General features: G+C 64.5%; 9 protein-coding genes. 4 read left to right on the top strand and 5 right to left on the bottom strand.

The features are described from left to right. Positions 1-425: NUDIX domain-containing protein (locus QT222_RS08585; RefSeq protein WP_491476927.1), on the bottom strand; the 425-nt coding region annotated here is incomplete at its 3' end. Positions 426-485: 60 nt separating this feature from the next. Between QT222_RS08585 and QT222_RS08580 the strand changes: the two genes are divergently transcribed. Continuing rightward, positions 486-980 (top strand): metallophosphoesterase family protein, encoded by a 495-nt coding sequence (locus tag QT222_RS08580; RefSeq protein WP_004059365.1) that lies wholly within the window; start codon positions 486-488, stop codon positions 978-980. A gap of 147 nt (positions 981-1,127) precedes the next feature. On the opposite strand, the gene QT222_RS08575 is transcribed toward QT222_RS08580, so the two are convergent. Then, positions 1,128-1,517 (bottom strand): homing endonuclease associated repeat-containing protein, encoded by a 390-nt coding sequence (locus tag QT222_RS08575; protein WP_004059366.1) that lies wholly within the window; start codon positions 1,515-1,517, stop codon positions 1,128-1,130. A gap of 125 nt (positions 1,518-1,642) precedes the next feature. On the opposite strand from QT222_RS08575, the gene QT222_RS08570 reads away from it, so the two are divergent. Together QT222_RS08570 and QT222_RS08565 are read left to right on the top strand one after the other, a co-directional pair. Then, the gene (locus QT222_RS08570) at positions 1,643-2,398 is read left to right on the top strand and encodes a coenzyme F420-0:L-glutamate ligase (RefSeq protein WP_491476926.1); all 756 of its coding nucleotides are present in this window, start codon (positions 1,643-1,645) and stop codon (positions 2,396-2,398) included. A 30-nt stretch (positions 2,399-2,428) separates the two neighbouring features. Further along, a complete protein-coding gene (locus QT222_RS08565; RefSeq protein ID WP_004059368.1) occupies positions 2,429-3,409 on the top strand; it encodes a 5,10-methylenetetrahydromethanopterin reductase in 981 nt (326 codons plus the stop codon). On the opposite strand, the gene QT222_RS08560 is transcribed toward QT222_RS08565, so the two are convergent. Continuing rightward, on the bottom strand, positions 3,369-3,605 hold the full coding sequence (locus tag QT222_RS08560) for a DUF8024 family protein (protein WP_004059369.1): 237 nt from the start codon (positions 3,603-3,605) through the stop codon (positions 3,369-3,371). The genes QT222_RS08565 and QT222_RS08560 overlap by 41 nt on opposite strands. 123 nt (positions 3,606-3,728) lie before the next feature. Here QT222_RS08560 and QT222_RS08555 point away from each other — a divergent pair, with 123 nt between their 5' ends. Beyond that, on the top strand, positions 3,729-4,034 hold the full coding sequence (locus QT222_RS08555) for a DUF7573 domain-containing protein (protein ID WP_491476928.1): 306 nt from the start codon (positions 3,729-3,731) through the stop codon (positions 4,032-4,034). A gap of 161 nt (positions 4,035-4,195) precedes the next feature. Here the strand turns inward: QT222_RS08555 and mutL are convergent, their stop codons facing one another. Both mutL and QT222_RS08545 read right to left on the bottom strand, forming a co-directional pair. Beyond that, the gene (mutL, locus tag QT222_RS08550) at positions 4,196-5,848 is read right to left on the bottom strand and encodes a DNA mismatch repair endonuclease MutL (protein ID WP_491476925.1); all 1,653 of its coding nucleotides are present in this window, start codon (positions 5,846-5,848) and stop codon (positions 4,196-4,198) included. Next, positions 5,845-6,486 (bottom strand): MutS-related protein (locus QT222_RS08545; RefSeq protein WP_491476924.1); only part of this gene is annotated, 642 nt, incomplete at its 5' end. The genes mutL and QT222_RS08545, both read right to left, overlap by 4 nt.

Genomic DNA, 6,486 nt, shown 5'->3' with positions numbered 1-6,486 from the left:
GAGCCGTGCGTCTCATCTTTGCGAACGGTTTCGACGGTCGGCGCAACGCGGCGATAGGTCGACCATAACCCGGGGACTGTCTCGCGGTTCGGGATTTCGGTCGGGTGGACCCACTCAACTTCGGCGAGTTCCTCGTTCGGGTCGACTGTGCGGTCCGCCACGTCGAACAGAAACGGGTGGACGGTCCACTCTCGGCCGTCGTGGGTGAGGACCAGCGGCTGGCCGGGGCGGCGGAGTGCGGCATCGGGGCCGCCGACTTCCTCTCTGAGTTCCCGCCGAGCGTCGCCCTCGGTGTTTTCGGGGTCTCCCCCGGCGTAGCCTGAGACTCCAGCCCAGCGCCCTTGATACGTCCCGACTCCGTCACCCCGGCGCGGGAGGAGAACGCGCCCGCCGTGTCGAAGGAACGCGGTGGCGACGTGCGTCATATCGTGAACTACGTCGACAACTGACAAAACGCCTATTCAGACTGGTGTTGTGGTGTTACTATGCGACTCGCTATTTTGAGCGATACGCACGTTCCGGGCCGGGTCGACGCCATTCCGATGTGGGTCGAAGACCGCGTCCGGGCGGCCGACCTCGTGATTCACGCGGGCGATTTCGACTCGGCGGAAACGCTCGAACACCTCCGTTCCCTCTCGTCGAGATTCGTCGGCGTCTGTGGAAACGTCGACCCACCAGAGATTGACCTCCCCTTCGTCGAGGTCGTCGAATTCAATGGACTCACCTTCGTCGTTACGCACGGCACGGGGACGAGAACGGGGTACTTGTCTCGCGTCGCTGAGGTCGTCAGAGACGCCGCGGGAACCGGCGCGGTCGGCATCGCCGGCCACATCCACGAAGTGCTTGACGAGGTCGTCGATGGTATCCGCATCCTGAATCCGGGTACTGCGACGGCTGCGAACCCGAGTGACGACGCGACGATGATGGTCGGCTCGGTCGTCGACGGGTCGCTTTCAGTCGAGGTCGTTCGCGGCGGGTGACGTGGCGAGTTGCTGCTGTTCGCTTGTGGGGCATACCGTCGCAGTGCAGCGATTTCCTGCTCGGGACTCGAACCACGGTGTCGGACCCGGGAGCCGAAACAGACGGATGGCTACGATACTCCCTGTCGATGGCTACGATACTCCCTGTCAGTCGTCCGTCACTGGCTCGGTATAGAACTCGCGTACGTCGTACTCCTCGTATCGAACGCGTTCTTCGGGCGAGTGAAAATTCGGTTCGAGACCGGCGAACTCGACCCCGCACGCGAACGCCCCAAACCGGTCCCGATAGAACGAGACGTGAAACGCTCCGAACCGCGTCATATCGACCGGCGTCGGACTGGTCCCCGTCTTTTCGGCGAGGAGATACAGTTCCGCGAAGAGGACGTGATTGTTCAACCGGAACGACCCCCGATTTCCAGTCAACGGGTGGACATCCCTCTCGATTCGGTCGCGGATTGACTGCGGAACGCGACCGACGTATTCGAGGTACGCCTCGACTGTGTGTTCCCCCATCGGGTCGATCGGCCGGTCGTGCATACTATGTGGTTTGTTCACAATGGCTTAATCGTACCGCGGGTTCTCAGACTTCGACCCCAACTGTGATACCGGCCCGGTTCGCCAACACCCCGTTGTTTTTCACCGCCGTCTCCCTCCCGTCCCGTATGGAGTTGTTTCCCGTCCCCGACGTCCCCGAGATTCGTGAGGGCGACGACCTTGCGGCCCTCATCTCGGAGCGCGTCGACCTTCGCCCCGGTGACGTGGTCTGTGTCGCGTCGACGGTCGTTTCGAAGGCCGAAGGGCGGTTCGCCGACCTCGACGATTTCCCCGCCGGTCCGCGGGCCCGCGAACTCGCCGCCCGACTCTCGGAACTAACGGACAACGAGAAGGACCCGCGATTCGCGCAGGCCGTCCTCGAAGAGAGCGTCGACCTCGTGATGGACGAACCGTTCCTCCTGACCGAGACGCGATTCGGCCACGTCGGCGTCAACGCCGGTATCGACCGGTCGAACGTCCCCGACCACGACTTGCTGTTGCTCCCCAAGCGCCCGAACAAGTCGGCCGAGCGCATCTGCGCCGGTATCACCGCCGACCGCGTCATCGTCTCCGATACTTGCGGTCGACCCTTCAGACACGGCCAGCGCGGCGTCGCTCTCGGCTGGGCCGGACTGAGCGCGTCACGAGACTGGCGCGGCGAAACCGACCGCGACGGCCGCGAACTCGGCGTCACCGTCGAAAGCGTCGTCGACGAACTCGCCGCCGCGGCCAACCTCGTACAGGGCGAGGGCGACGACGGCACGCCGGTCGTCGTCGTCCGCGGCTTCGAGTGGGGCGACCACGGCGAAAGCGAGGCCCACTTCCGCGACATCGACGGCGATTTCGTGCGACAGGCGCTCCGCGACTGGAGCTACGAACCCTAAGAACCCTCTTTCCTTCATCACATCACATCCATGCTCGGACTCGAACTCACCCCGGAACACCCGGTAGCCGACCTCGTCGAACTGGGCACGCAGGCGGAACGCGAGGGCTACGACTCGCTTTTCGTCTCGTGTCACTACAACAACCGCGACCCCTTCGCGGTCCTCGCACGACTCGCCGCCGAGACGGACGATATCCGCCTCGGACCCGGCGTCGCCAACCCCTACGAAATGCACCCCGTGACGCTCGCCGCGAAGGTCGCAACCGTCGCTGAATCCTCCGGCGGGCGCGGCCTCCTCGGCATCGGCCCCGGCGACCCATCGACGCTCCGAAACCTTGGTCTGGAAGACGAACGCGGCCTCCGCTCCGTCTTGGAGGCGTTCAAAGTCGCACAGGACCTCTGGAACGGAAAGCGCGTTTCTCACGACGGTACCTTCGAAGCCAACGACGCCGGACTCAACTTCGACGTGCCCGGCGAGATTCCGGTCTACGTCGGCGGCGAAGGCCCGCACATGTGTCGCATGGCGGGCAAGCACGCCGATGGCTTGCTGTTCAACGGCTCTCACCCTGACGACCTCGCGTGGGCCCGCGAGCAAGTCGATATCGGCCGCGAGGACCGCCCCGACGAACGTGGCGAGTTTACACTCGCTGCCTACGCAAGCGTCTCCATCTCGGAAGACGAGGACGCGGCCCGCGAGGCTGCCCGGCCGCCGGTCGCGTTCATCACTGCGGGAGCGGCCCCGCCGGTCCTCGATAGACACGGTATCGACGCCGAGCGTGCGAGCGACATCGGTGAAAAAATCTCGGCTGGCGCGTTCTCCGAAGCGTTTGGCCTCGTCACGCCGGCGATGATAGACGCCTTCTCGATGGCCGGGTCGCCCGACGATGTGGCCGACCAGATGGCCGCAGTGCGCGACTACGCGGACGGTATCGTGGTCGGGTCACCAATCGGTCCCGACCTCGAAGAAGCGATTACTCTTGCTGCGGAGGCATACTGCGTGACCGAGCAGTAGCGCCGATGCCAATCTCCGCGCCGAGTGCGCCGAGGACGAGGTACGCGAACGCGCCCACCGACGCGAGAATAAACAGGTTCCCGAAGACGAAGTTTATCGTCGAAAGCGGGTCGCTCAGCGCCACATCGGCGAACGTCACCACAAGTTCGAGGACGCTCTGGATGAGCGCCACGACGAAATCCGTGAGTGTTGCCATAGGCGAGTCTCGGGATTCGGGGATATTGATTGTGTGGGTTTCGCACGGCGGCGGTGGTGGCGGAGTAACACTCTGTCGGCGACTGTCGGCACCGATAAGGGCCGCGCCCACCGACTCAGAGCCATGCCGAACCGCTCGCTTGACGATTACTTCGCTGAGGACGACGAAGAGACGGAGTCTACCGAGTTATCGACTGCCGACGCGGACGGAGAGGACGATGCCGAAGCGGACTCCGAGAGCGACACCGTTGCCGACATGGGGAGTGACACGAAAGGCGACGCCGAAGCGGACTCCGAGAACAGCGTACACACACTCGCAACCTACCGCTGGAACCCTGACGGGACACCGTGCCCGCAATGTGGCGAATCGGTCGAAAAGCGGTGGCTCGACGGCGACGAGTACGTCTGTATCGACTGCAAAGACTGGTAGTCGCTGCTCTCCGGTTGTGGTGCTGTGGTGACCGTGTGGTATTTTGCTGGTATGCAACTAGTCTCTATATGGTATTTAGGTGGTCTTCATGTGGTGTCTATGCGCAACTACCTTGCTACTAGTTAGCAAATACCGGGCAGCATACTGCGGACAAAACGAATCTACCCGCGCCGGCCGCTCCGACGGCCGAAGCCGCGGACGAACGTCTCTTCGTCGATGGAGAGGACCGTCGGCCGACCGTGCGGGCAGGCGTAGGGCGTCTCGCACGACCCGAGGCGTTCGACTAACCGCGTCGCGTCCTCGTCCGTGAGGTCGTCACCGGCTTTGATGGACGGGTGACACGCGAGGTCTTTGAGCAACTCGTCGCGGGGGTCGGAGACATCGCCTGCTGCGACATCGGCAACCACGTCAGTGAGCGCATCCGGGCTAAATGGCCGTCCGAGCGGTGCTGGCACGGCCCCGACGCGGTATGTTCCGTCACCGAACTCGGCGATACGGAAGCCGAGGGCCTCGACAACGCCCCGGTTCGCTTCGAGGAGCGCTACGTCGGTCGACGAGAGCGAGACGGTCGCTGGTGGGTCGACCGCGACAGAGTCGATTCCCGCGGTTTCGACGGCCTCACGGAGTCGATCGTAGTTGATGCGTTCGTGGGCGGCGTGTTGGTCCACGACGAGCAGGTCGTCGTCGGCCTCACAGAGCAGGTACAACTCACGGAAGCGACCGATGACGCGAATCTCGTCGAAGACCGACTCGGCAGAGACCGGTTCGAGCGAACTGTCGAGGTCCATCGCCAACTCGCCGCTCCGCTGGAGGTCGGCAGTCGAGAGCGCGTCGCGGACGCTCGATTCGACGGCCTCGGCCACCGCGTCTGCGTCCCTGAAGCCCACTTCGTCCTTCGCGGGGTGGACGTTGTGGTCGACCCATTCGGGAGGGAGGTTGACGCGAACGACGCCAACTGGCTCGCGGCCGTCCGGGAGCAGCGTTCCATAGCCCTCGACAACCGCCCGCCTGATTCGTGGCTCGGCGAGAGCACGGCCGTTCACCGAGACGTGGACGTGGTCCCGGCGAGAGCGCGTCACGTCCGGGTAGCACAGTAGCCCGTCGATTTCGACGGTAGCCGTCTCGCCGCCCGCTTTTACCTCGCGCACCGAGTCGAAAGTGGACGCGTGGCTCGCCGCATCGCGTCCGTAGACTGCGAGCATCACGTCCGCGAACCGGCCCGTTCCGGGCGTGGTGAGGGTTTCGTGCCCGTCGTGCCGAAGGACGAACCGAACGTCCGGACGGGTCAGCGCGTACCGCGTGACGACCGCCGAGATGCGGGCAAATTCTGCTTTCGGCGAGGCGAGTGCCTTTTTCCGGGCCGGGTGGTCGGCGAAGAGGTCGGTGACTTCGACGGTCGTCCCTTTCGCGCGGCCCGCGGGCGAGACAGTTGTTTCGCCGTCTTCGACCACGACTCGCGTTCCTCGCGGTCCGCCGGTGTTGGTCGTCAGTTCGAGGCGGGAGACCGCGGCGATGCTCGGGAGGGCTTCGCCCCGGAAGCCGAGCGTCTCGACGGTTTCGATGTCGTCAGCCTCCGTCAATTTGCTCGTCGTGTGGTGCTCGACGGCGAGTTCGGCGTCCGATTCGGACATTCCGTGGCCGTCGTCAGCAACGCGAATTCGGTCGGTTCCGTCACCTCCGACCTCGATTTCGACGGTTCCAGCACCCGCGTCGAGGGCGTTTTCGACCAGTTCGACCACGACGCTCGCGGGTCGGGTAGCGACCTCTCCGGCGGCGATTTTCGAGCGGGTCTGTGGGTCGAGTCGGTGAATCATTCGAGGTGGCCTTTGAGTTCCGAGAGGAGGTTGAGCGCCTCCAGTGGGGTGGTATCAACCAAATCAGCCTCGCGGAGTCGGTCGGCGACGACTTCGAGTTTGGGAGCCGGCTCGGCATTCGATTTCGCCACGTCACGAGTTTCTCCCTCGCTGTGGCCGTTCTCCAGTCCATCGACGTACGCCGCAAGCGTCCCGTCTCCGGCTGTTTCGGTATGGTCGGCTGCTCCGGCTTTTCCATTCGCGGCAGCACCGACCGTGTTCATTTCGGCCTCGTTAGATACGTCTTCTTCCACGAGGTTCCGCGCACGGTCGACCACGGTCGAGGGGACGCCCGCCAGATGAGCCACCTCGACCCCGTACGAGGACGACGAGGGACCGTCGGCGACGCTGTGGAGGAAGGTGACCTCGCCGTCGCGCTGGGTGGCGGTGAAGTGGAGGTTGAACACGCCGTCGCGGTCGGCGGCGGCGTCGGTCAGGTCGTGATAGTGTGTGGCGAAGAGTGTCATCGCGCCGACTTCGTCGTGGACGAACTCGGTTGCGGCGCGGGCGATAGACAACCCGTCGGCCGTCGAGGTGCCGCGGCCGACCTCGTCGAGGAGGACGAGCGAGTCGTCGGTGGCGGTGGGGGGAATCTCGGG

The sequence above is a fragment of the Haloferax sp. s1 genome, assembly GCF_058382125.1.
The sequence above is the reverse complement of the archived record's forward strand: the minus strand, read 5'-3'. Positions and strand labels throughout refer to the sequence as shown.